At 71.9% G+C, this 21,907-nt stretch carries 22 protein-coding genes; 12 read left to right on the forward strand and 10 right to left on the reverse strand.

Annotated elements, in window-relative coordinates; all coding sequences use genetic code 11:
* The first annotated feature begins 61 nt into the window (after nucleotides 1-61).
* Together HUO13_RS22145 and HUO13_RS22150 are read left to right on the forward strand one after the other, a co-directional pair.
* Complete coding sequence (locus tag HUO13_RS22145) at nucleotides 62-274, forward strand: hypothetical protein (RefSeq protein WP_211897019.1); 213 nt, start codon at nucleotides 62-64, stop codon at nucleotides 272-274.
* Nucleotides 275-358: 84 nt separating this feature from the next.
* Entirely contained in the window at nucleotides 359-1,333 is a 975-nt protein-coding gene (locus tag HUO13_RS22150) for a hypothetical protein (RefSeq protein WP_211897020.1), read from the forward strand.
* A gap of 71 nt (nucleotides 1,334-1,404) precedes the next feature.
* On the opposite strand, the gene HUO13_RS22155 is transcribed toward HUO13_RS22150, so the two are convergent.
* The 3 genes from HUO13_RS22155 to HUO13_RS22165 all read right to left on the reverse strand — a co-directional run bounded on the left by HUO13_RS22155 (nucleotide 1,405) and on the right by HUO13_RS22165 (nucleotide 5,066).
* On the reverse strand, nucleotides 1,405-1,851 hold the full coding sequence (locus HUO13_RS22155) for a cupin domain-containing protein (protein WP_211897021.1): 447 nt from the start codon (nucleotides 1,849-1,851) through the stop codon (nucleotides 1,405-1,407).
* A 72-nt stretch (nucleotides 1,852-1,923) separates the two neighbouring features.
* Entirely contained in the window at nucleotides 1,924-4,167 is a 2,244-nt protein-coding gene (gene recD2, locus HUO13_RS22160) for an SF1B family DNA helicase RecD2 (RefSeq protein WP_211897022.1), read from the reverse strand.
* 65 nt (nucleotides 4,168-4,232) lie between these two features.
* Complete coding sequence (locus tag HUO13_RS22165) at nucleotides 4,233-5,066, reverse strand: SDR family NAD(P)-dependent oxidoreductase (RefSeq protein WP_211897023.1); 834 nt, start codon at nucleotides 5,064-5,066, stop codon at nucleotides 4,233-4,235.
* Between the two features lie 102 nt (nucleotides 5,067-5,168).
* Here HUO13_RS22165 and HUO13_RS22170 point away from each other — a divergent pair, with 102 nt between their 5' ends.
* Nucleotides 5,169-5,744, forward strand: coding sequence for a TetR family transcriptional regulator (locus HUO13_RS22170; RefSeq protein ID WP_211897024.1), 576 nt, complete (start codon nucleotides 5,169-5,171; stop codon nucleotides 5,742-5,744).
* A 41-nt stretch (nucleotides 5,745-5,785) separates the two neighbouring features.
* A complete protein-coding gene (locus HUO13_RS22175; RefSeq protein WP_211897025.1) occupies nucleotides 5,786-6,724 on the forward strand; it encodes an RluA family pseudouridine synthase in 939 nt (312 codons plus the stop codon).
* A 28-nt stretch (nucleotides 6,725-6,752) separates the two neighbouring features.
* On the opposite strand, the gene HUO13_RS22180 is transcribed toward HUO13_RS22175, so the two are convergent.
* On the reverse strand, nucleotides 6,753-6,971 hold the full coding sequence (locus tag HUO13_RS22180; RefSeq protein WP_249123943.1) for a hypothetical protein: 219 nt from the start codon (nucleotides 6,969-6,971) through the stop codon (nucleotides 6,753-6,755).
* A 215-nt stretch (nucleotides 6,972-7,186) separates the two neighbouring features.
* Here HUO13_RS22180 and HUO13_RS22185 point away from each other — a divergent pair, with 215 nt between their 5' ends.
* Nucleotides 7,187-8,038 (forward strand): helix-turn-helix domain-containing protein, encoded by an 852-nt coding sequence (locus HUO13_RS22185; RefSeq protein ID WP_211897027.1) that lies wholly within the window; start codon nucleotides 7,187-7,189, stop codon nucleotides 8,036-8,038.
* 10 nt (nucleotides 8,039-8,048) lie between these two features.
* The gene (locus HUO13_RS22190) at nucleotides 8,049-8,234 is read left to right on the forward strand and encodes a DUF397 domain-containing protein (protein ID WP_211897028.1); all 186 of its coding nucleotides are present in this window, start codon (nucleotides 8,049-8,051) and stop codon (nucleotides 8,232-8,234) included.
* A 7-nt stretch (nucleotides 8,235-8,241) separates the two neighbouring features.
* Here the strand turns inward: HUO13_RS22190 and HUO13_RS22195 are convergent, their stop codons facing one another.
* Nucleotides 8,242-9,762, reverse strand: a complete 1,521-nt coding sequence (locus tag HUO13_RS22195; protein WP_211897029.1) for a molybdopterin-dependent oxidoreductase — start codon at nucleotides 9,760-9,762, stop codon at nucleotides 8,242-8,244.
* A gap of 139 nt (nucleotides 9,763-9,901) precedes the next feature.
* On the opposite strand from HUO13_RS22195, the gene HUO13_RS22200 reads away from it, so the two are divergent.
* Nucleotides 9,902-10,963: an NAD-dependent epimerase/dehydratase family protein gene (locus HUO13_RS22200; RefSeq protein ID WP_211897030.1), complete on the forward strand. Its 1,062-nt coding sequence runs from the start codon at nucleotides 9,902-9,904 to the stop codon at nucleotides 10,961-10,963.
* Here the strand turns inward: HUO13_RS22200 and HUO13_RS22205 are convergent.
* From HUO13_RS22205 to HUO13_RS22215, 3 genes are read right to left on the reverse strand one after another with little or no spacing between them, the layout of a single operon-like run.
* A complete protein-coding gene (locus HUO13_RS22205; RefSeq protein WP_211897031.1) occupies nucleotides 10,928-11,977 on the reverse strand; it encodes a sensor histidine kinase in 1,050 nt (349 codons plus the stop codon). The genes HUO13_RS22200 and HUO13_RS22205 overlap by 36 nt on opposite strands.
* A gap of 3 nt (nucleotides 11,978-11,980) precedes the next feature.
* Nucleotides 11,981-12,685, reverse strand: a complete 705-nt coding sequence (locus tag HUO13_RS22210; RefSeq protein ID WP_249125158.1) for a response regulator transcription factor — start codon at nucleotides 12,683-12,685, stop codon at nucleotides 11,981-11,983.
* A 5-nt stretch (nucleotides 12,686-12,690) separates the two neighbouring features.
* Nucleotides 12,691-13,995: a hypothetical protein gene (locus HUO13_RS22215; protein WP_211897032.1), complete on the reverse strand. Its 1,305-nt coding sequence runs from the start codon at nucleotides 13,993-13,995 to the stop codon at nucleotides 12,691-12,693.
* Nucleotides 13,996-14,137: 142 nt separating this feature from the next.
* Here HUO13_RS22215 and HUO13_RS22220 point away from each other — a divergent pair, with 142 nt between their 5' ends.
* The 4 genes from HUO13_RS22220 to HUO13_RS22235 all read left to right on the forward strand — a co-directional run bounded on the left by HUO13_RS22220 (nucleotide 14,138) and on the right by HUO13_RS22235 (nucleotide 16,618).
* Nucleotides 14,138-14,791 (forward strand): glycosyltransferase family 2 protein, encoded by a 654-nt coding sequence (locus tag HUO13_RS22220; RefSeq protein WP_211897033.1) that lies wholly within the window; start codon nucleotides 14,138-14,140, stop codon nucleotides 14,789-14,791.
* The gene (locus tag HUO13_RS22225; RefSeq protein ID WP_211897034.1) at nucleotides 14,788-15,456 is read left to right on the forward strand and encodes a TIGR04282 family arsenosugar biosynthesis glycosyltransferase; all 669 of its coding nucleotides are present in this window, start codon (nucleotides 14,788-14,790) and stop codon (nucleotides 15,454-15,456) included. The genes HUO13_RS22220 and HUO13_RS22225 overlap by 4 nt, the downstream gene beginning before the upstream one ends.
* Nucleotides 15,453-16,112, forward strand: a complete 660-nt coding sequence (locus tag HUO13_RS22230; protein WP_211897035.1) for a class I SAM-dependent methyltransferase — start codon at nucleotides 15,453-15,455, stop codon at nucleotides 16,110-16,112. Before HUO13_RS22225 ends, HUO13_RS22230 begins: the two co-directional genes overlap by 4 nt.
* Before the next feature lie 158 nt (nucleotides 16,113-16,270).
* On the forward strand, nucleotides 16,271-16,618 hold the full coding sequence (locus HUO13_RS22235) for a VOC family protein (protein ID WP_211897036.1): 348 nt from the start codon (nucleotides 16,271-16,273) through the stop codon (nucleotides 16,616-16,618).
* 51 nt (nucleotides 16,619-16,669) lie between these two features.
* On the opposite strand, the gene HUO13_RS22240 is transcribed toward HUO13_RS22235, so the two are convergent.
* On the reverse strand, nucleotides 16,670-19,354 hold the full coding sequence (locus tag HUO13_RS22240) for a sugar-binding protein (protein WP_211897037.1): 2,685 nt from the start codon (nucleotides 19,352-19,354) through the stop codon (nucleotides 16,670-16,672).
* A 114-nt stretch (nucleotides 19,355-19,468) separates the two neighbouring features.
* Entirely contained in the window at nucleotides 19,469-20,200 is a 732-nt protein-coding gene (locus HUO13_RS22245) for a spermidine synthase (protein ID WP_211897038.1), read from the reverse strand.
* 221 nt (nucleotides 20,201-20,421) lie between these two features.
* Here HUO13_RS22245 and HUO13_RS22250 point away from each other — a divergent pair, with 221 nt between their 5' ends.
* Complete coding sequence (locus HUO13_RS22250) at nucleotides 20,422-21,678, forward strand: NAD(P)/FAD-dependent oxidoreductase (protein WP_211897039.1); 1,257 nt, start codon at nucleotides 20,422-20,424, stop codon at nucleotides 21,676-21,678.
* The last annotated feature ends 229 nt before the right edge of the window (nucleotides 21,679-21,907 follow it).

Genomic DNA, 21,907 nt, shown 5'->3' on the forward strand with positions numbered 1-21,907 from the left:
GGCCGGGCAGCTTCCCGCCATCGTGTCCCCAGCGTTATCCGGATGCGGCACGCTGGGCGCCATGAGCCGTCACCCCAGCGCGTTACGCGCCGCGGTCGCCGACCTCGAACGTGCCCTCGCAGGGCGTCCGCCGGCGTCCGTGGCCGAAGCGGAGACGCAGCAGCAGGCCCCTTCGGCGGAGCAGAGCCAGCAGGACGAAACCCGCCCCGCCACCGAAGCCGAGGACGCCTCCGACGACGCGGGCGGCGACCGCGGGTCCGCCGCACAGGACTGAACACACCGCGGGAATCGGCAGAAGACCGCTCAACCGGTCGCGAGCCCGGCCCTTGGGGAGCTTCCTCCTGCTAGACATGGGGCCATGAGCCTCACGATCAAGGGGATCTCCTACGTCACCGGGGAAACCGACGCCGAAGACCTGCGCGGCGACCTGCTCTCGATCCGCGACGAGCTGCACTGCACCGCGGTCATGCTGATCGGCACCGATGTCGGACCCCAGCTCGAGGCCGCCGAGGTCGCCCTCGACGCGGGGCTCGAGGTCTACGTCCGGCCGTATCTCGCCGACCGCTCGCGCGCGGAACTGCTGGCCCATCTCGCGGAGACGGCCGCGGGGGCGGAAGAGCTGCGCCTGCGCTATCCGGGACGGGTGACGCTGCTGGTCGGCAGCGAGTTCTCGCTGACGCAGCCGGGCATGCTCCCCGGCCCCCGGGTGTTCCTGCGCCTGCAGGTCCTGGTGCGGTGGCGGCGCTTCTTCGACCGCCGCATCACCCGCAAGCTGCGCGGGCTGCTCACCGACGCCCTGGCCGCTGCCCGCTGCCGGTTCTCCGGGCCGATCACCTACGCCGCGGGCCACTGGGAGGAGGTCGACTGGTCCGGCTTCGACGTCGTCGGCGTCAACCTCTACCGCTTCGGCGACGACCCGGCGGCCTACGAGCGGCGCTTGGACGCCCTGGTGCGGGAAGCGGACGAGGCGGGCAAGCCGGTGGTCGTCACGGAGTTCGGCTGCGGTGCCTTCGAAGGAGCGCAGCGCCGGGGTCCCGGTTCGTTCCGGATCGTCCGGTGGCTGGCCGTCCCGCCCCGCATCAGACCGGGTCACGTGCGCGATGAACGTGTGCAGGCGGCCTACCTCGGTGAGCTGATCGACCTCTACGCCGCGCGCGGCGTTCACGGCTGCTTCGTCTACACCTTCGCCATGCGGGACTTCCCGCACCACGACGACCCCTCGCGCGACCTGGACATGGCGGGCTTCGGCGTGGTGAAGGTGGGGCCCGACGACCCGTCGCTGTGGGAGCCCAAGAACGCCTACCACGAGGTGGCCCGCCGGTACGGCTCGTAGCTCCTTCAGCGCCGATGGCCTCGGACACCGTCAACGGTCCGAAGACGACGCCCGGACGACGGGCACCGGGGTCAGGTGTCGCCGCGGTCGACCTCCGCCCACAGGCTGGGCAGGTTCACCACGATCCCCTCCTGGGTGCTGCGGGCGATCACCACCACCGCCTCCTCGTCCGGCGAGGGGTTCTCCTCGCGGTGCGGCAGGTACGGCGGGACGAAGATGTAGTCGCCCGGCTCGGTCTCCACCCGCACCTGTTCGTCCCCGTCGGCGAAGACGAACACCGGATGCCCGGACACCACGTAGATCGCCGTCTCGGCCTCGCCGTGGTGGTGGTCGCCGGAGTTGGTCGCCGGACTCACGTGGGTGCGTCCCATCCACAGCTTCTCCGAGCCGACGGTCTTGCCCGAGATCGCCTCGAAGCGCCGCATGCCCGAGGTCTGGGCGGTGTCGGAGACCAGACCTCCGCCCTTGACGTGCTCCAGCCGCCCATGCCACACGGCGTTGCCGTCGTTTCCGGCCACGACATCCCTCCTTGTTCTCACAACCGGTTCCAGGCCACGTTCATACCTCCCCCGCCGCCGCGCGGCGAGGGGTCACGCCGTCCGCAGCCGGTGGTCCAGCGCGGTGTGGCGGCGGCCGGAGCCGACCGCGCGCACCGCCTGGCCCAGCGCCTTCTTCGACCCGACCAGCACCACCAGCTTCTTCGCCCTGGTCACCGCCGTGTAGAGCAGGTTGCGCTGCAACATCATCCAGGCGCTGGTGGTCAGCGGGATCACCACGCACGGGTACTCGCTGCCCTGCGAGCGGTGGATCGTGACGGCGTAGGCGTGCACGAGCTCGTCCAGCTCGGCGAAGTCGTAGTCGACGTCCTCTTCCTCGTCGGTGCGCACCGTGAGCGTCTGGGCCTCTTCGTCCAGCGCGGTCACCACACCTTGCGTGCCGTTGAAGACGCCGTTGGCGCCCTTGTCGTAGTTGTTGCGGATCTGGGTGACCTTGTCGCCGACCCGGAACACCCGGCCGCCGAACCTGCGTTCGGGCAGACCCGGCCTGCCGGGTGTGATCGCGTCTTGCAGCAGCTGGTTCAGTGCGCCCGCCCCGGCAGGCCCGCGGTGCATCGGCGCCAGGACCTGCACGTCGGTGCGGGGGTTGAGACCGAACTTGCGCGGGATGCGCCGCGCTACGACGTCGACGGTCAGCTCGGCGGTGACGTCGGGCTCGTCGACCTGGAACAGGAAGAAGTCGTCGAGGCCGTGCGTGCGCGGGTGCTCGCCGGCGTTGATCCGGTGCGCGTTGGTGACCACGCCGGACTCCGCGGCCTGGCGGAACACCTCGTTCAGCCGCACGTGCGGGATCGGCGTCCCCTCGGCGAGCAGGTCGCGCAGCACCTCTCCCGCGCCGACGGACGGGAGCTGGTCGACGTCGCCGACCAGCAGCAGGTGCGCTCCGGCGGGGACCGCCTTGGCGAGCTTGTTGGCCAGCAGCAGGTCGAGCATGGACGCCTCGTCGACCACGACCAGGTCGGCGTCGAGCGGGTTGTCGCGGTCGAACGCGGCGTCCCCGCCCGGCTGGAGCTGCAGGAGCCGGTGCACGGTGGCGGCCTCGTGGCCGGTCAGCTCGGTCAGGCGCTTGGCGGCCCGGCCGGTCGGCGCCGCCAGCACCACCTTCGCCCGCTTGGCCTTGGCCAGCTCGACGATCGAGCGCACGGTGAAGCTCTTGCCGCAGCCCGGACCGCCGGTCAGCACCGCGACCTTCTCGGTCAGCGCCAGGCGCACCGCCCGTTCCTGGCCCTCGGCCAGTTCGGCGCCGGTGGTGCGGCGCAGCCAGCCGAGCGCCTTGTCCCAGTCGACCGTGGCGAAGGCGGGCATCCGGTCGGCGCTGGTGCGCAGCAGCCGCGTCAGCTGGGCGGCCAGCGCCACTTCGGCGCGGTGGAAGGGGACCAGGTAGATCGCCGTGGCCGGCACCTCGGCGTCCTCGCCCGGAATCTCCTCCCGGACCACGCCCTCCTCCTCGACGAGCTCGGCGAGGCATTCGATCACCAGCCCGGTGTCGACGGTCAGGATCTTCACCGCCTCGGCGATCAGCTCGGTCTCGGGCAGGAAGCAGTTGCCCTCGCCGGTGGACTCCGAGAGCGTGAACTGCAGTCCCGCCTTGACCCGCTGCGGCGAGTCGTGCGGGATGCCGACCGCCTTGGCGATCGTGTCGGCGGTCTTGAACCCGATCCCCCACACGTCACCGGCCAGGCGGTAAGGCTCCTCCTTCACGACCCGGATCGCGTCGTCGGTGTACTGCTTGTAGATCTTGACGGCCAGCGAGGTCGACACGCCGACGCCCTGGAGGAAGACCATCACCTCCTTGATCGCCTTCTGCTCCTCCCACGCCTCGGCGATCAGCCTGGTGCGCTTGGGGCCGAGCTTGGGAACCTCGATGAGGCGCTGCGGCTCCTGCTCGATCACCTCGAGCGCGGCGGTGCCGAAGTGCTCGACGATCTTCTCGGCGAGCCGGGGACCGATGCCCTTGATCAGCCCGGACCCCAGGTAACGGCGGATGCCCTGCACGGTGGCCGGCAGCACGGTGGCGTAGTCGTCGACGTGGAACTGGCGGCCGTACTGCGGGTGCGAACCCCACCGCCCGCGCATCCGCAGCGCTTCGCCGGGCTGGGCGCCCAGCAGCGCGCCGACGACCGTCACGAGGTCGCCGCCGCGCCCGGTGTCGACCCGGGCGACCGTGTAGCCGGTCTCCTCGTTGGCGAAGGTGATGCGCTCCAGCGTGCCTTCGAGCACCGCGCCGCGGGCGGGCGCGCCTGGATGCCCGTTCGGCGCGCTCCGCTTCGGGCTCATCACACCCGGCTCACTGCCCGTGTCCACCGGTAAGACGTATCACGAGCCCCTGCCGAGACCGGAGGTCACCGACGCGTGCCGGTGAGTCGGGCGAGCGTCTCCTCCCGCAGCCGGTCGGCGTCCGAAGCGTCGAACGCCTTTCCCCGCAACGGGATCGACTCCCCGCGGGCGAACGCGCTGACCTGTTCGGCGGGCGGGTCGTCGAGCACCGCGAGGATCGGCACGATCGCCTCCGCGACCGGGGTGGCCTGCGCGCGGGCCCGTTCGACCGCGGTCGCCATCGCAACGTCGTACTCCCCGGAGAAGCTGGTGGCCACGCCGCCGGGGTTGAACAGAACGTAGCGGACGCGGCTCGCGCCGTGGACGTTGGCGAAGGAGACCCCGAGCAGGTCGTTGGCCCTGCTGGCCTGGGCGATCGCAGCCATCCCGTCGTAGTCGGCACGGAGCTGGAGGTCGTCCCAGCGGATCTCACCGGTCTCCACCCCAGGGGCGCACACGTTGACCACCACCGGGTTCTCGCCGCGCTCCAGCACCTCGACCAGACCGTGGCCGAGCAGGAAGCGGCTCAGGTAGTACAGCGCGAAGGTGTTCTCGAAGCCCTCGTCGGTCTCCAGGCGCGTCGAGCGGAAGTGCTGAGCGCACAGCACCAGCGCATCGACGGCGGGAAACTCCGACCTGATTTCGGCCACGACTCGCTCGTTGTCGCGCACCAGGCTCAGATCGGCCCGGATGAAGCGAGCCCGCGCGGCCGCCCCGCGGTCCGACGCGTGAGTGAGGAACGCCTCTCCCTTCGCGGCGTTGCGACCGACGACCACCACGGTGTCACCGCGCCGCAGGCAGAAATCCGCGATCCCCCGCCCGATCCCGTCCGTACCACCCGAGACCACGATCGTCCGCATCGAGCACCTCATCTCGCCACAAGTCATCATGTGATGACTTGATTCGAAGCTACGCACCTGGCGGGTAAGATGTCAACAACTGATGACTACCGAGGAGGCCAGGTGACGCTACCCCGCAAACGCGACCGCGCGGCCACGCGGGCGGCACTGCTGGCCGCGGCCCGCGCCCGCTTCGCGGCCTCCGGCTTCGACGGCACCAGCGTCCGCGACATCGCGGCCGACGCCGGGGTCGACCCGACGCTGATCTTCCGCTACTTCGGCTCGAAGCAGGAGCTGTTCGACGAGGCCGTGAACGCGACCGGAGAACCCTGGACCGAAGACGGCGACGCGGACGAGCTGCCCGCGCGGCTGCTGCGGTCGGCGGTCGCCCACGACTGGCCGGAGTCCGCGGGCGAGCACCCGCTCATCGCGCTGCTGCGGTCGGCCAACCGGGAGGAGTCGCGTGACCGGCTGCACGAGCAGGTCTGCGAGCACTACATCGGCAACCTCACCGGACTCGTCGACGGCCCGGACCGCGAACTCCGCGCCGAACTGCTGAGCGCCCTGCTGCTGGGCATCAGCGTCTCGCGGTCGATCGTGCGCACCTCGGCGCTCGTCGAGGCCGACACCGAGACCATCGAGCCCTACTTCGAGCAGGTCGCGGACGTGCTGCTGGGCAGGTCGAGCGGCGACCGATGACGCACCGGAAGCGCTTCGACGTGCCGTTACGCTGAGTGCTGATGCGACGCAAGCTCCGGTCTCCGCTGCCCCAACGCGACGGTCTCGACGCCGTCCGGCTGCGGCTGCCCGCCGAGGGGCCGTGGGAGACAGTGCGAGACCACCTCGTCGACCGCCTGCCGGTCGGCGCCGAGCGCGTGGACCGGATGTTCCGGGAACAGGCCGTTGTCGACCTGAACGGTCCGGTGGCCGCGGACGCGCCGTTCGTGCCCGGCTCGTTCGTCTGGTTCCACCGCGACCTGCCCGACGAGGTGCCGGTGCCGTTCGAGATCGGCATCGTCCACCGCGACGACGACCTGCTCGTGGTCGACAAACCGCATTTCCTGGCAACGACTCCGCGCGGCAGGCACGTCGCCCAGACCGCGCTGGTGCGACTGCGCCGCGAACTCGGCCTCCCGGACCTCAGTCCCGCGCACCGCCTGGACCGCACGACGGCGGGGCTGGTGATGTTCGTGATCCGCCCAGAACTGCGCAAGAGCTACCAGGAAATGTTCCAGAACCGCCTGGTGCACAAGGAGTACGAGGCGATCGCTCCGTTCGACCCCGGCCTGGAGCTGCCCCGGACCGTGCGGAGCCGGATCGTCAAGGAACGCGGCGTGCTGGCGGCCCAGGAGGTACCCGGACCGCCGAACGCCGAGACGCTTGTCGAGCTGCTGGAACACCGTGACGGGCTCGGCCGGTACCGGCTGCTGCCGAAGACCGGCCGGACCCACCAGCTCCGCGTGCACCTCAACAGCATCGGAATTCCCATTCTCGGCGACGACACCTACCCGGTGGTCAACGACCCCGCGCCAGACGACTTCAGCCGACCGCTGCAACTGCTGGCGAAGGTGCTGGAGTTCACCGACCCGGTCAGCGGCCTGCACCGCAGGTTCGAGAGCGGGCTCGCACTCGGCGCGTGGAAGTCGTACGAGGACTGGAATTCCGGACACGGTAACTGAACCACTGCGGTGGTTTCGTTACCAGGACTCAGTCTTCGGCAACCCAGTCCCCGTGGCCGAACTGCAGCCAGTCGCTGATCCCGCCCAGCTTCGAGCCGACCAGGTCGGCCTGCTGCGGCGTGATCGCGATCTCGCGGCCTTCGGAGTCGACGATGCGGACTTCCGGGTACCGCAACGTGATCGTCACCGGCCCCTTGTCCGCGTAGGCCGGAACGCGCCACGTCCGTTCGGACGGAACTTCTGTCATATACCGGGATTCCCATTCCTCGCGCTGGCGCTCGATGTCGGATTTCAAAGCAGACGTCCCGATCTTTCGGACTGCACCCTGGTAAGCGGGCCTGACACCGCGAACCTCGCACGATGCAATACCTGCACGCACTCATCCGATCTGGTCATTGTGGACCGATGTGCGAGCGCGGGACCATGGAACATCCCACTGCGCGAAATCCAGGAGATGCCGCCGTGCCAGGAAACCGCCACACGTCCGTCCGTTCCCGGCAGATCGCCAACGAGCTCCGACGCTACCGCGAAACAGCCGGGCTCAGCTGCAGCGACGCCGGAGCGAAGCTCGGTGTGTCGGGCAGCAAGATCAGCCGGATCGAGACCGGCGCGTCGGGCTTCCAGATCGAGGACGTGGCGGCTCTACTGGGCCTCTACCACGTCCCAGCGGCGGAACGCCGGGCGATCGTGGAGCTGGCGAAGAAGTCGGACGAGAAGGGCTGGTGGGAGCGGCAGACCGGACTCCCCCAGAACTGGAAGAATCTCATCGAGTTCGAAGCGAAGGCCAAGCGACTCCAGAACTTCGAGAACATGTTCATCCCAGGCTTGTTGCAAACAGCCGAGTACCTTCGGGCCATCGTCGAGGGAATCGACAACACCCTCAGCGAAGTCGAGCTGGACACGCTAGTAGCTGCACGCATGGCCCGGCAGATCGTTCTCAGCAGGTTCTACGCACCTCAGTTCCTCGCAGTGATCGACGAGACGGTTCTCCGTCGGCCCGTTGGCGAGAAGGGGGTGATGAAGCGCCAGTTGCGACACCTGCTGACGGCCACCGACGCTCCCCATATCACGCTGCGGATCGTGCCCATATCCGCAGGTGCGCACGCGGGTCTGCACGGCCCCTTCCTCTTGATGGACTTCGAAGACGAACCGGACATCGTCTACGTCGGCAACCACTACACCGAGCTGTTCCTGGAGGAAGATCAGGACTTGGCGTCCTACCGGCTAGCCTTGCGGAATATCCTGAACGCAGCCCTTGCACCGGGTGCATCGGCCGAACTGATCGAAACCATCGCCACCGAGCACGACTCGTGAGAGGAACGCGATGCCCACGCAAGACCTGAGCAACGCCCGGTGGCGCAAGAGCACCCGCAGCGGCCTCAACGCCAACTGCGTCGAGGTGGCTTTCGCCGGGGCGGCGGTGGGCGTTCGGGACTCCAAGCGGCCCGAGGGCGGGGTGCTGGCCTTCTCCCCCGCCCGCTGGGCGGACTTTGTCCGCAGCCTGCGCTGAGCCGCCGTCAACCGGCGCAGGAGAACGTCACCGAGTGCCAGCCGGTCGCGCCGTCGGGGATGACCGGTCGGCGCTGTTCGGTCTGGGTGTGACCGGCACGGTCGGTGGCTCGGCACTCCACGGTGTGCTCCCCCGGTTTGAGGTGGAAGGTGGTGCGCCACATCCGCCAGGTGTCGCGGCTGACGTCGGTGGCCAGCTCCGCGGTCCGCCACGGACCGCCGTCGACGCGCACCTCCACGCGGTCGATCCCGGTGTGCTGGGCCCACGCGATCCCGGCCATGGTCACCGGTCCGGCGGGCAGCGAGTCGCGATTCCTGGGGCGGTCGATGCGGGACTGGGTCTTGATCGGGCCCTGCTTCGCCCATCCCCGCTTCTCCCAGTAGTGCTGCCGGTCGAAGGTCGTGACCTCGGCGTCGACCAGCCACTTCGTCGCCGAGACGTAGCCGTAGAGGCCCGGCACGACCATCCGTACCGGAAAGCCGTGTTCGGCGGGCAGCGGCTCGCCGTTCATGCCCACCGCGAGTAGAGCGTCGCGGTCGGGTTCGAGCAGGACGTCCAGTGGTGTGCCGGTGTCGAACCCGTCGGCGCTGGTGGTGAAGAGCTGCTGGGCGCCGGGGCGGACGCCCGCCTCCAGGAGCAGGTCACGGACTCGGACGCCGTGGAACTCGGCGGTCGAGATGTAGGGGCCGCCGACCTCGTTGGACACGCAGGCCAAGGTGATCGGCCGGGTGACGAGCGGCCGGCGAAGCAGGTCGTCGAAGCTCAGCACCAGTTCCCGGTCCACCATGCCGTGCAGGCGCAGCTGCCAGTCCTCGACGCGAAGCTGCGGGACGGTCAGGGCGGTGTCGATGCGGTAGAAGTTCGGGTTGGGCGTGAGGAACGACGGCGTGCCCGACACCGCGAAGTCGGCACCGGGCGGTGGCGCGGCGACGCCGGGGATCCGCGCGCCGACCAGTCGCCGCGAGGTGTCGGTGCCGCCGCCTTGGCCGAGCAGGGTGCCCGCCGCACCCGCGACACCGGCACCGGCCACCACCGCCGCCGAGGTGGTGAGGAACCGGCGCCGGTCCTGCGATGGCTCGCCGTCGACCGCCTGCCCGCCGCGAGCGATCAACAGGCCGAACACGACGACCCCGACGATCAGCGACACGACCGGCGCGGCCAGCGCCGGGGCCGTGAAGTCCGGGCGGGCCGCCACCGCGACCATCCCGAGAACTCCGAACGCACCGATCAGCACCGACCCCGGCCACCGGCTCCGCCGGGAGATCAGACCGGCCACCACGGCCAGCACCGCGATCACGACGCTCATGCCGGTCAGCAGCACCACCTTGTCGGCGGTGCCGAACGCGCGGACGGCGAACTCCTTCACCGGTGTCGGGGCCAGGTCGATCGCGCTGTTGCCGACCGCCACCATCGGCGAGGAGGTGGGCAGGCCGTCCAGTCCGGCCACGAGATGTCCCGCCGCCAGGGCGGATCCCGCGCCGGCCACGCCGGCGAAAGCGGCGCGAGACCGGGGAACAGGTGCAGTCATGACTCCATTCGAATGCCGTGGGCCGCCGTGCGTCCACTCCGCGGCGGTGCCCGTAAGGGACGCGTAAGAGCCATGACCATTCGGTGACGTGAGCGCCCACCCCCTGCCGGAGCGGCCGCCTGGCTCCTACGGTCGGGCCGTGCGAATTCTCGTCACCGGCGCCGCCGGATTCATCGGCTCACACGTCGCCGACGCGCTGGCCGGACGCGGCCACGACGTCGTGCTGCTCGACGCGTTGCTGCCGCAGGCCCATTCCACCGCTCCCGACATGGGCCACCGCCTGGTGCACGGCGACGTGCGCGACGCCGGCCTGGTGCGCGACCTGCTCTCCGGTGTGGACGTGGTGTGCCACCAGGCGGCGATGGTGGGTCACGGGGTGGACCCGTCGGACATGCCCGACTACGCCTCGCACAACGACTACGCGACCGCCGTTTTGCTCTCGGCGATGCACGCCACCGGCGTCGGGCGGCTCGTGCTGGCCTCGTCCATGGTCGTCTACGGCGAGGGGCGCTACCGGTGCCCGGAGCACGGCGTGGTGCGGCCCTCGGCGCGCAGGCAGGACGATCTCGATGCCGGACGCTACGACCCCCGCTGTCCGTCCTGCGGCTCGCTCCTGGACCCGGACCTGGTGCCCGAGGACGCTCCGCTCGATCCGCGGAGCACCTACGCCGCGACCAAGCTCGCGCAGGAGCACCTCGCCGCCGCGTGGGCGCGGCAGACGGGCGGCGGCGTGTGGGCGCTGCGCTACCACAACGTCTACGGGCCGAGAATGCCCAGCGGGACGCCTTACGCGGGTGTGGCGTCGCTGTTCCGCTCGGCTCTGCAACGCGGAGAGGCACCGCTGGTGCTGGAGGACGGTCGCCAGCGGCGCGACTTCGTCCACGTCCACGACGTGGCCACGGCCAACGCGCTGGCCGTCGAGGCGGCGCCCCCGGCGGGCGCGCTGGAGGCGGTCAACGTCTGCTCCGGGCAGCCGCACACGATCGGCGACATGGCCGAGGAGCTGTCCCGCGCCTGCGGCGGCCCGCGGCCCCGCGTCGTCGGCGGGGCGAGGCCCAACGACGTGCGCCACGTGGTGGCCGATCCGGCCAAGGCGCGCCGGGTGCTGGGCTTCCGGGCCGAGACCGGCTTCCGCGAGGGGATGACGGCTTTCGCCGACGCCCCGCTAAGGGCTCCCGTGAGCGGCTTGGGCCAGCGGTAGCCGGATCTCGAAGCGGCAGCCGGGACCGTGGTTGCGGGCGGTGATCGTGCCGTGGTGGGCCTGCACGAGCCCCTGGGCGATGGCCAGCCCGATCCCGGCTCCGGTCTGGCCGCCCGCCTGCGACCGGGACGTGGTGCCGCGGAAGGCCACGTCGAAGACGCGCTCTATGTCCCCGGCCGGGATCCCGCCGCAGGCGTCGTCGACCCGCAGCCAGCCGTGGGCACCGTCGTGCCCGGCGGCCAGGACCACCGCGCCGTCCGCGGGTGTGTGGCGGATGGCGTTGGAGAGCACGTTGCGCACGACCCGCGCGAGCTCCGCGTCGCTGCCGGAGACCACCGGCCAGTCGCTGTCCTCGGTGCTGAGCAGGACGCCCCGGTTCCGGGCGGCCGGGTTCTCCGCCGCCACGGCCTCGCCGACCACGTCGTGCAGCGGCACTGCCGAGAAGCTGAGCTGCAGCGCGCCCGCGTTGATGCGCGACAGCTCGAACAGGTCGTCGACCATGCCCGCGAGCCGCTGCGCCTCCCCGTGGATGCGGCCGGCGTACTCGCACACCTCCCCGGGTTCGGCCACCACGCCGTCGGAGAGCGCCTCGGCCATCGCGCGGATGCCCGCCAGCGGGGTGCGCAGGTCGTGGCTGATCCACGCGACCAGTTCGCGGCGCGATGCCTCGGCCGCGCGTTCCCGCGCACGGGCCTCCCGCTCCCAGACGCTTCGGCGGGCGATGCTGCGCCCCAGCAGCACCGCCAGTGGCACGGTCACCACGGCCACCGCCGTGCACACCACGACGACGGTGGTCATCATCGGGCTGAACATGAAGCCGGTGACGCCCAGGACTCCGCTCAGCGTGGCCGCCAGGGGCACCAGGACCAGCACGGTCAGCGCGGTGGCCAGCGACCGCCCCCGCAGCACGTAGAGCACGGCCGCGCCGAGCAGCGCGACGGGCAGGGACAGGCCGATCGCGTAGGGGACGACGTGGGTCAGCTCGGTGAGCATGCCCGGCATGTCGACGTCCATCCCTCACCTCACCGGGTCGTAGCGGTAGCCGACGCCCCACACGGTGTTGATGCGCACCGGGCGCGCGGGGTCGGGCTCGATCTTCTCCCGCAGTCGTCTCATGTGGACGGTGACGGTGGAGTGGTCGCCGAAGCTCCAGCCCCACACCTGCTCCAGCAGCTCGGCGCGGGAGAACGCGCGGCCGGGATGGCGCAGCAGGAAGACCAGCAGGTCGAACTCCCTGCCGGTCAGCGCCAGTTCGGTGCCGTCGAGCGTGCCGCGCCTGGCGTCGAGGTCCAGCCGCAGCGCACCGTCGGCGATGACCTCGCCCTCGACCGGGCGGGCGGTGCGCGCCCGCCGCAGGATGGAGGCGACCCGCAGCACCAGCTCGCGCGGGCTGAACGGCTTGACGACGTAGTCGTCGGCCCCCTGCTCCAGGCCGACCACGCGGTCGGACTCCTCGCCCAGCGCGGTGAGCATCACCACCGGCACCTCGCCGCGCTCCCGCAGCCGCCTGCACACCTCCAGCCCGCCGACGCCGGGCAGCATCAGGTCGAGCACGACCAGGTCCGGCTTCCGCTCGGCGTGCAGCCGCAGGGCGGTCTCGCCATCACCGGCCAGCTCCACCGCGTAACCGGCGCGTTGCAGGTAGCGCCGCACGACGTCGCGCACCGAGGTGTCGTCGTCGACGACGAGCACCCGCGGCGCCGCCTCCCCGTCCATGACCATCGACCTCACCAGTTCGTCACCACGAGGTGGTTGACCGCGAGCGCGGTCACCGCCTGCACCGCCAGCCAGCCCCGGCGGTGGGCGCGCGGGAGCAGTGCGGCCCCGGCGCAGAACCAGACCGCGAACGGCAGCCAGATCCGCTCCACCTCGGCCTTGCTCAGCCCGGAGATGTCGGCCGCCAGCACCGCCACGGCCGCGGCGGCGACCGGCACGGCCACCGCCGTGCGCGTGACCGCCGCGCGCCGTGCGATCACGGCGGCCACCGGCCCCGCCGACAGCAGCAGGGCTCCCACGTTGCCCCACACCCAGTAGCTGTAGGGGCGCAGGGCGAATTCTCCCTGGTAGTAGCGCTCGACCACCAGGTGGTAGCCGTCGAGCCACCAGAACCCCGCCACGGCGAAGGCCGCCACGACCGCCACGGCACCCGCGGCGCCCAGCACCAGCGGCCGGACCCGCCTGGTCAGCAGCGCCACGCCGATGACGAACGGGGCCATGAGGACCAGCCCGTAGTTGAGGAAGATCCCCCAGCCCAGCAGCACGCCACCGGCCACGGCAGCGGCGTCGGCACGGACCCCCCGGCCCGTGGCACCCAGGGTGAACAGCGCGACACCGGTCGCGACCACGCCCATGAACACGCCGTCCGCCGAGACGCCCACCCACACCGCGCCGGGGAAGAGCACCAGGAACGGCACCGCCGCCCGCGCGGCGTCGCCGCCGGCCAGCGCGCGGACGGTCACCGCCACCGCGACCGCGGCCAGCGAGCCCACCAGCAGCGACAGGACACCGGCCTCCGTCCCGCCGCCGAGGCCGATGCGGTCCAGCCACACGTACAGCAGCAGGACGCCAGGCGGATGACCCGAGACGTGCACGGTCCACGAGTCCGGCTGGAAGGCCAGGATGTGGTCGGTGAACCCGCTGAGCATCGCCGGGATGTCGGTCACGCGCGGCACGTCGTGCAGGTACTCCGGCTCGTGGGTCAGGCGCAGGGCGATGCCGTCGCGCCAGCCCTCCACCAGCGCCAGGAAGAGCGTCCAGCACAGCGAGCCCGCATAGCCCGCCGCGAGCAGGAGCGGCCAGCTCAGGCGTTCGGCCAGGGCCGGGCCGAACACGACGACCGCGACCGCCGTCACCAGCGCGGGCAGCGTCCCCGGACCCGCGTGCGGTGACCAGAAGCCGAAGATCGGGGCGCTGTCGGCGAAGAGCGGAGCGCCCGCGCGGTTGAGGAGGTGGCCGGTCACGGCGGCGGCGGCGATCACGCAGAGCGCGGCGGCGAAGGCGACGAGGTCACCGCGGAGTTGTGGGGATGGCACTCGCGCGAACCTAGTCCCGCCGCCGGGGCGTGCCAACGTCGCGCGGGCAACCGTCAGAACTTCGTAAGACTTGCGCAGACGTCATGATTTCTTAAGCACCGCAGTGCTTTCCGCCCGTTCCACAGTGGGCTTCACTGCACCCATGACACCGATAGACGTGGTGCTCCCGTGCCTCAACGAAGCCGCGGCGTTGCCCTCCGTGCTGGCCGCGATGCCCACCGGGTTCCGGCCGGTGGTGGTCGACAACGGCTCCGACGACGGATCGCCGGAGATCGCCTCCGCGCACGGTGCGGTCGTGGTGGCCGAAACCCGGCGCGGTTACGGCGCCGCCGCGCACCGCGGTCTGGAGGCCGCCGAATCCGAAGTGGTGTGCGTGCTCGACGCCGACGGATCGCTGGATCCCGGGGTGCTGCCGGAGTTCGTCGAGCGGTTGCGCGCCGGCCACGCCGACCTGGTCGCGGGACGGCGCGTGCCCACCTCGGCCTCGGCGTGGCCGTGGCACGCGCGAGCGGGCAACGCCGTGATCGCGGGCCTGCTGCGGCGGCGCGGCCTGCCGGTCCACGACATCGCCCCGATCCGGGTGGCCCGGCGGGCCGACCTGCTCGCGCTCGGTGTCACCGACCGCGGTTTCGGCTACCCGCTGGAGTTGCTGCTCAGGGCCGCCGACGCGGGATGGCGCGTGGAGGAGGTGCCGGTCGCCTACCGGCCCCGGGCCACGGGCACGACCTCCAAGGTGTCCGGCTCGGTCCGCGGAACCGTGCGAGCCGTTCGCGACATGGCGGGAGTGCTGCGATGACGCCGACCGCACTGCTCGTGGTCGCCAAGGCACCGGTCCCCGGCCTGGCCAAGACCCGGCTCACCCCGGACCTCAGCGCGGAGCAGGCGGCCGGGGTCGCCGCGGCGAGCCTGCTCGACACGATGGACGCGGTCGTCGCCACGCCCGGGGTTCGGCCCGTGATCGCCATGACCGGCGACCTCGACGCGGCAGCGCGGGCCGATGAGCTGCGCGCGGCGCTGGACGGGTGGACCGTGCTGCGCCAGCGCGGAAGCGACTTCGGCGAACGGCTGGCCGCGGCCCACGCCGACACCGCCGCCGCTCATCCCGGATCGCCCGTGCTCCAGATCGGGATGGACACACCGCAGGTGAACCCGGAGCTGCTGAGCCATGCGTGCGAACTGCTGTCCACCGCGGACTCCGTGATCGGAATGGCGGAGGACGGCGGGTGGTGGGCCGCGGGGTTCCGCGATCCGGCGTTCGCGGCGCTGCTCGGCGGAATCCCGACTTCCCGGGACGACACCGGGTCGCGGACGCTCGCGGCGATGCGTTCGGCGGGACTCGATCCGGCGGAGCTGCCCCTGCTGTCCGATGTGGACAACATGGCCGATCTGCTCGCTGTCGCCGGACTGGTGCCCGGTTCGCGCTTCGCGGCGTCCGTGCCTGCCGGGGCGGCGGCGCGATGAGCCTCGCGTTCGAGGCCGCCTTCGGCAACACCGACTGCACGCTGCTCACCAGCGACGGCGCCGCGCGTCCGCTGACCGCGCGCAGGTGGTCGGCCCCGGCCGGCGCAGCCGACCACGTGCTGCTGGGCGAGTGCCGGGGCCCGGTCCTCGACATCGGTTGCGGACCCGGCCGGCTGGTGGCGGCGCTGGCGGGACGCGGCGTCGTCGCGCTCGGCGTGGACGTCTCCCCCGTCGCGGTGCGGCTCACCCGTGAGCGCGGTGGCCTCGCGCTGTGCCGGGACGTGTACGGCAGGCTGCCGGGTCAGGGCAGGTGGCGCGAGGTGCTGCTGGTCGACGGCAACATCGGCATCGGCGGTGATCCGGCCCGGCTGCTGCACCGCGTCCGGGAGCTGCTGCGACCGGACGGCCGCGCCTGGGTGGAGGTCGAGCCGCCCGGCACCGGACCGTGGAGGGGAACCGCGCGCCTTGTCACCCCGACCCGTCGAAGCCGCGCGTTCGGCTGGGCGATCGTCGGCGCCGACACCATCGGCGTGCTCGCCGAGTCGGCCGGTTTCGCGCTGCACCGGCTCATCGACCACGACGGCAGGTGGTTCGCCGCGCTGGAGCCGGAGCACGCGAGGGCACGACGTTCCTCATCGGCGGTGGGTTCGCGCTGACTGCATCCGGTCAGATGCTGAGCGCCGGCTGGAGGGCGCCCGCCGGCGTCCAGGTGTTCCTGGCGCGGCTGTCGGACCAGATGTGTCGTACGGCCGACGAGCGTGCTGTAGTACTCCTGGAAAGCCTTGAGAACACGTCTTCCCAACTGGAGTCCGCGATGGCCGTTCGCCGCGTCATGCCCGTCATATCATCGGAGACCGCACGGGAAAGCAAGGAGTTCTACGGCCTGTTGGGCTTCGAAGAGGTCATGAACCACGGCTGGATCGTGACGATGGCCTCCCCGTCGACTCCCGCGGCGCAAGTCAGCTTCATGAGCCACGACAAGACCGCACCGGTGAACCCCGACATGAGCGTCGAGGTCGACGACGTGGACGCGGCCTACGCGGCGATGCGGGACAGCGGCGCGGAGATCGTCCACCCCCTGCAGGACGAGGAGTGGGGCGTGCGGCGGTTCTTCGTCCGCGACCCCAACGGCCGGGTCGTCAACGTGCTCAGCCACCGCTGACCACCCAGCATTCTGCCGCTCGTCGAGCAGCGTTCCCCCCGCGGCAGCGGGTCAGCGGACGTCGGCCGCGGATGCGGCGGTGGCTCCGTCGGGCGTCGCGAATCCGGCCAGCACCCGGGAACCCGAGCCGTGCGGCACCGGCAGCACGACCTGGCGCTCGCCTGGTTGCACCGGTACGACCTGGTCGGCCACGACCACGCCGGCGGCGTCCAGGACGAAGACGTGGACCGTCCCTGGAGCGTTCGCCACCAGCTTCGCGCGGACCTCGCCGGGTGCCGTCCGGGCGTCGACGAGCCGCGCCGCCGAGTCGCCGGCCGGGCGGGCCCCGCCGGGTGCGGTACCCAGCCGGACGGACTGCGCGAGCGATCCCGGGGAGTCGACCGACGCCAGCGCGTCGAGCGGCAGCCGAGGCTCGGGTGCCGGTACCTGCTCGCCACCCGGCAGGCCCTCCAGCATCGCCCGGCCCCAGCGGTACGGGTCGCCCTGCACGCCGCCCCAGGCGGACCAGCCGATGCGGGTCTGGCCGGTCAGGTCGTCGGTGTCGGAGTCGTAGACGAGCAGGTCGAGTCCCATCCGCGCCGGGTCGACCGAGCCGGGCAGGGCCGAGAGCGGGATCGACGCTTCGACGGTGTAGCCGCCGTGGCGCTCCACTGACGCGATGCGCACGCCCGGCGCCGTCTCCGGCCCCGGTCCCTGGTGGTTGTCGGCGTCGCGGAAGTGGCAGGGCGGGCCGGCTTCGGTGCGGGGCAGCACCGCGAGCTTGAGGGTGCTGGAGGTGTTCTCCGAACCGCCCTTCGGGTCGATGGCGATCTCCACCGCGTCGGTGCGCCAGTGGCGTTTGCAGTCCCGCGCCGAGAGCGCCCGGCCGCGCACGTCGTCCACGACGTCGACCAGCACGTGGAGCACGTCCCCGTGCCGGGCGAGCTTCGCGGTGGCCGAGCAGTCCTCGTGTGAGGCGCACTCGTCGCCCTCCCAGCGAGCGGAGAGGTCCAGCGTCGGGCCGGGGTACTCCTCGGCACCCGCCCGGCCGTCGACCGCCGGTGGCGTCGTCGTGGCGGGAATCGCGGTGGCGGGGACGACTTCCAGCGCGGACGCGGTCCGCGCGGCCTGCCCGCCGTCGGGCTGTGCGGTCAGCGCGTACGGACGGTCACCGCCCCGCATGCCCGTCGGCGCGTGCGGGTCGGTGCTGCGCACGTCGAAGACGGCGCTCTCGGTGGCGCCGGGCGCGAGGGCGTCGAACCGCCGCTCGGGATCGCCGACCGCGAAACCCGCCGGCGGTTCGAGGCGCACGACACCCGACTGCGGGCCGCGGGCGTGGTTCCGGATGATGACGGGCACCTCTCGAGCACCACCCGCGGGAATCGTCCAGACCGGTGCCACCGCGTCGCGCAGGGCCGGCAGACCCTGTTCGCCGGTCCACCGCTGGAAGTCCGCGACGGCGGGCAGCGGCGCCTGCTCGGCGACGACCGGTGGGACGACGTCAAGCCGGAGTTCAGTGGTCCCCTGCTGGGCGCCGGAGACCACGCGCACCGGAACCGGCACTCGTCCGGCGCGCTGGTCCGCCGGGACTGCGACGGTGAAGCCGACGCCCGCGCTCGCACCCGGCGGCAGCGCCGCGAACGACCCGTCACCCTGGACCTGCCACCCCGGTGGTAGCTCAAGTGCGACGGTGCCGCCGGGCAGCGCGACCCCACCTGCCGACAGCCCGACCCGGACGCCGAAGCGCTCCCCGGCGATGACGTGCGAGCGCTCGGCCGTGGCCGAAACCGCCGTGCCGAGCGGAAGCCCGCCCGGTGCGGGCAGCAGCGCGCCCAGCAGCGGCGCCTCCGGCCCGCGCGCGCCGGGCACGTGCGGGGTGCGGTTGGCGAGCTCGGTGAAGTGGTCGCAGCCGATCTCGGCCGGGTCGTCCGGCACGTCCGGGCGCGAGGCCCACCCCTGGGTCGCGTACTCCCGCTCGGACAGCCTTTCCCGCTGCTCCCAGGTGATGCCGCCGGGAGCGCGGCGGCCACCCCAGACGAAGTACTCCGGGCCCGGCGAGCCCGCCGCGGCGGTCCTGCTCTCGCAGTCGGGCCCGCGAAACTCCTCGTCCGCCCCGGCCGCGTTGGACAGGACCCTGCGCACCGACCACGGACCGAGGCCCTCGCGGTCGATCTGCTCGGGGAAGGCGGCCGGATCGGCGGCCAGCCGGTAGGCCTCCAGCGCCAGCCGCGCCGCGTACTGGTGGTTGCCGTGGTTTCCGGGCGTGGGCGCCGGATCCATGGTGACCACGACCTCCGGCCGGGTCTGGCGCACCACCCGCACCAGCTTGCCGAGCACGTCGTCGTGTCCCCACGCCTGCTCGGTCAGCGGCGCGCTCACGGTGTAGTACAAGTCGGGCTCGTCGAGGTTGTAGACGTCGGTGACGCCCGCGCCGGCGACCGCGCGCCGCTCCTCGGCCTCCCGCAGCAGTCCCAGCGCGGGCCCTTCCTCCGGGCCGACCGCGTTGCCGCCACCCTCGCCGCGCGTGATGGTCGCGACGCCGCTGCGGACGCCGTGCTCGTGTCCCCACAGCCCGAAGGTCGACAGCAGCGACGCCTCGTCGTCGGGGTGCGCACCGACGAACAGCACGCCGAGGTCGGCTTCGGCGGCAGGACCGGTCGCCCTGGCGAGAGCGGGATCCGCCGCATGGGCGGGACTTCCGGCGGCAACGACCGTCGTCGTCAGCAGGAGCACAGCACCGAAGCCAGCCGCACGCACCACAACACTCCCGCCTGTGAAGATCACCGCCGCGGCGAGCATGGCACGGCTCGTGCCGCACCCGCACACCGAACTCGGCGCTCCGGGGAGCATTCCCACCCCGTAGGAGCACGCTCAGGTGTGCTGGCGGGCGATGAAGAGGTGGTAGGTCGTGGCGCGCTCGCCGAACACGACCGGGATGGCGACCTCCTGGCTGTCGGTGAAGACCGCACCCAGCATCGACGCCAGCTCGGCCGACGGACTGGCCGACCAGATCGCCAGACAGCCGCCGGCGACCAGCTTCTCCCGGCACAGCTCGAGGAACTCGCGGCGGTACACCGCGGCGTTGTCGTCGTAGACCAGGAAGCCCGGCCCGTTGTCGACGTCGAGCAGCAGCACGTCGACCGAGGACGGGTCCAGCCGTGCGAGGACTTCGCGGACGTCTCCCACCGACACCTCGACCCGCTTGTCGCCGAAGGCGCGGGCGGTGTCGGGGACCAGCCCCTCCTGGTGCCACCGCACGACCGCGGGCTCGATCTCCACGACGTGCGCCGCGGTGACGCGGCGGTCGGCGAGGACCTCCTGGAGGGTGAAGCCGAGGCCCAGTCCGCCGATCAGCACCCGTACGGGCGCACCGGGGGTGCGACCGGCCAGGCTGGCGGTCAGCGTCGTTGTCGCGAGCAGGCGTTCGGTGGCGGTGTGCACCGTGTCCATCACGAAAACGCCGTTGACCCGCAGCTCCAGCGCACCGTCGTCGCCACGGCGCAGCAGCACCACCTCGCCGCGCTCGGAGGTCGCGGTGGCGACGCGGCTGTGCGCGGCGCCGTTCACGTCGGCGGTCGCCCCGGGGGCCTGGAACATCTCCATGCGGTCACGTTACACAGTTCCCGGCCGATATGTTACTCATCGGTAGGGTGATGCGGGACACAGAGCTCGCCGACCGCCGGGGCGACACGACGGATTCGACGCGCAACGTCGGTTTCGAACCCACGATCGACCACGAGTCCCAAGTGGACGGCGACAAACCTTTGCTGAGCCCGAAAAGCACTCGGTCAGCGGTTTCGCAGGCGTGCGCTTACCGTGGCCGGATGGGTGAGCTCGACGCGGACGGCGATTCCTCGCCGGCATCGAAGCACTACGACGTGATCGTGGTCGGGGCGCGGTGCGCCGGAGCACCGCTGGCGATGCTGCTCGCCCGCGCGGGACATTCGGTCCTGCTGCTCGACCGGGCGCACTTCCCCAGCGACACCATGTCGACGCACTGGATCCTGCGCCCCGGCGTCGAACTGCTGTCGAAGTGGGGGCTGCTGCCCGACCTGATGGCCACGGGCTGCCCGCCGATCCGGCGGATCTCACTGTGCTTCGGCTCCACCACGCTCTCCGGGGAGCCGACCACGCCGCGCGGCACCGCCACCACCTTCGCGCCGCGACGCACCGTTCTCGACGCGCTGCTCACCCGCGCCGCACGTGCCGCGGGCGCCGAACTGCGCGAGGGCTTCGCCGTGCGCGACGTGCTGCGGGAGGACGGCCGCGTGCGCGGTGTGGTCGGCCAGAGCGGCGACGGACGTGCCGTCGTGGTGCGCTCACGTCTCGTGATCGGCGCCGACGGCCGCAGCTCCACCGTGGCTCGCGCCGTGCGCGCCCCGTTCGTCGAGGACCGCGGCGCGCTCGCGGCGATCTCCTACGACTACTGGTCGGACGTGCCGGTCGAAGGCGTGCACGCCCACTTCCGCAACCGCGCGGCGGTGTCGCTGTGGCCCACGCACGACACGCGGACGGTCGTGTCGCTGAGCTTCCCCCGAACGGAGTTCGCGGCGCACCGCGGTGAAGCGGAGCGCTACTACCTGCGCGCGCTCCGCGGCGTGCCCGAGGTCGCCGAACGCATCCGGGCCGGGCACCGGGAAGGCCGGTTCCACACCGCGGCGAGCCTGCGCAACTTCACCCGGCGTTCGCACGGGCCGGGATGGGCGCTGGCGGGGGACGCGGCACACCACAAGGACCCGATCACCGCGTGGGGCATCTCCGAGGCGTTCACCGACGCCCAGGCGCTGGCCGCGGCCGTGCACGCCGGGCTGACCGGGCTGACCCCGATGGAGCGGGCGCTGGCCCGCTACGAGGAACGCCGCAACGCCGCTCGTGCGGCGCTGCTGGACTTCACCTGCGAACAGGCGTGCCCGGCCTCGTTCGGCGGCGCCGTGGCGCGGCTGGTGCCCGCCATCGGCAGCACGCAGGACGTCGCCGACGAGCTGGCGGGCGTCATCGCCGGCAGCACGCACGTCGAGGACTTCATGCACCCGGCCAACATCGTGCGGATCATGGACCGCGGCACCGTGGTCCGCCGCTGAGGACGGCGCGCGAGCGGCCGCCGCGGCACAGGCCCGGCCGGTACCGGAATGGCGGGTAATTGCGGCGAAAGCGCACGCCGCGGGCGTTCGGGTCAGGTGGCCGTCAACTCGTTTCCGGGATGCCGTACAAATAGCACCCGAGGGAAGTCATTTCTCAACGGCACATCCTCGCGGAGTTGAGTTCTTGACATCCCGATCGGGTGAATTCCAGCCACGCCTGGTGCCCACT

This window comes from Saccharopolyspora erythraea, assembly GCF_018141105.1.
Taxonomy (GTDB): Bacteria; Actinomycetota; Actinomycetes; order Mycobacteriales; family Pseudonocardiaceae; genus Saccharopolyspora_D; species Saccharopolyspora_D erythraea_A.

What these genes read in the sequence shown, in the direction of transcription:
- HUO13_RS22145 (WP_211897019.1), top strand. Translation starts at nt 62, where the DNA reads ATGAGCCGTCACCCCAGCGCGTTACGCGCCGCGGTCGCCGACCTCGAA.
- HUO13_RS22150 (WP_211897020.1), top strand. Translation starts at nt 359, where the DNA reads ATGAGCCTCACGATCAAGGGGATCTCCTACGTCACCGGGGAAACCGAC.
- recD2 (WP_211897022.1), bottom strand. Translation starts at nt 4,167, where the DNA reads ATGAGCCCGAAGCGGAGCGCGCCGAACGGGCATCCAGGCGCGCCCGCC.
- HUO13_RS22165 (WP_211897023.1), bottom strand. Translation starts at nt 5,066, where the DNA reads ATGCGGACGATCGTGGTCTCGGGTGGTACGGACGGGATCGGGCGGGGG.
- HUO13_RS22175 (WP_211897025.1), top strand. Translation starts at nt 5,786, where the DNA reads ATGCGACGCAAGCTCCGGTCTCCGCTGCCCCAACGCGACGGTCTCGAC.
- HUO13_RS22180 (WP_249123943.1), bottom strand. Translation starts at nt 6,971, where the DNA reads ATGACAGAAGTTCCGTCCGAACGGACGTGGCGCGTTCCGGCCTACGCG.
- HUO13_RS22190 (WP_211897028.1), top strand. Translation starts at nt 8,049, where the DNA reads ATGCCCACGCAAGACCTGAGCAACGCCCGGTGGCGCAAGAGCACCCGC.
- HUO13_RS22195 (WP_211897029.1), bottom strand. Translation starts at nt 9,762, where the DNA reads ATGACTGCACCTGTTCCCCGGTCTCGCGCCGCTTTCGCCGGCGTGGCC.
- HUO13_RS22205 (WP_211897031.1), bottom strand. Translation starts at nt 11,977, where the DNA reads ATGGACGTCGACATGCCGGGCATGCTCACCGAGCTGACCCACGTCGTC.
- HUO13_RS22210 (WP_249125158.1), bottom strand. Translation starts at nt 12,685, where the DNA reads ATGGTCATGGACGGGGAGGCGGCGCCGCGGGTGCTCGTCGTCGACGAC.
- HUO13_RS22220 (WP_211897033.1), top strand. Translation starts at nt 14,138, where the DNA reads ATGACACCGATAGACGTGGTGCTCCCGTGCCTCAACGAAGCCGCGGCG.
- HUO13_RS22225 (WP_211897034.1), top strand. Translation starts at nt 14,788, where the DNA reads ATGACGCCGACCGCACTGCTCGTGGTCGCCAAGGCACCGGTCCCCGGC.
- HUO13_RS22230 (WP_211897035.1), top strand. Translation starts at nt 15,453, where the DNA reads ATGAGCCTCGCGTTCGAGGCCGCCTTCGGCAACACCGACTGCACGCTG.
- HUO13_RS22235 (WP_211897036.1), top strand. Translation starts at nt 16,271, where the DNA reads ATGGCCGTTCGCCGCGTCATGCCCGTCATATCATCGGAGACCGCACGG.
- HUO13_RS22245 (WP_211897038.1), bottom strand. Translation starts at nt 20,200, where the DNA reads ATGGAGATGTTCCAGGCCCCCGGGGCGACCGCCGACGTGAACGGCGCC.
- HUO13_RS22250 (WP_211897039.1), top strand. Translation starts at nt 20,422, where the DNA reads ATGGGTGAGCTCGACGCGGACGGCGATTCCTCGCCGGCATCGAAGCAC.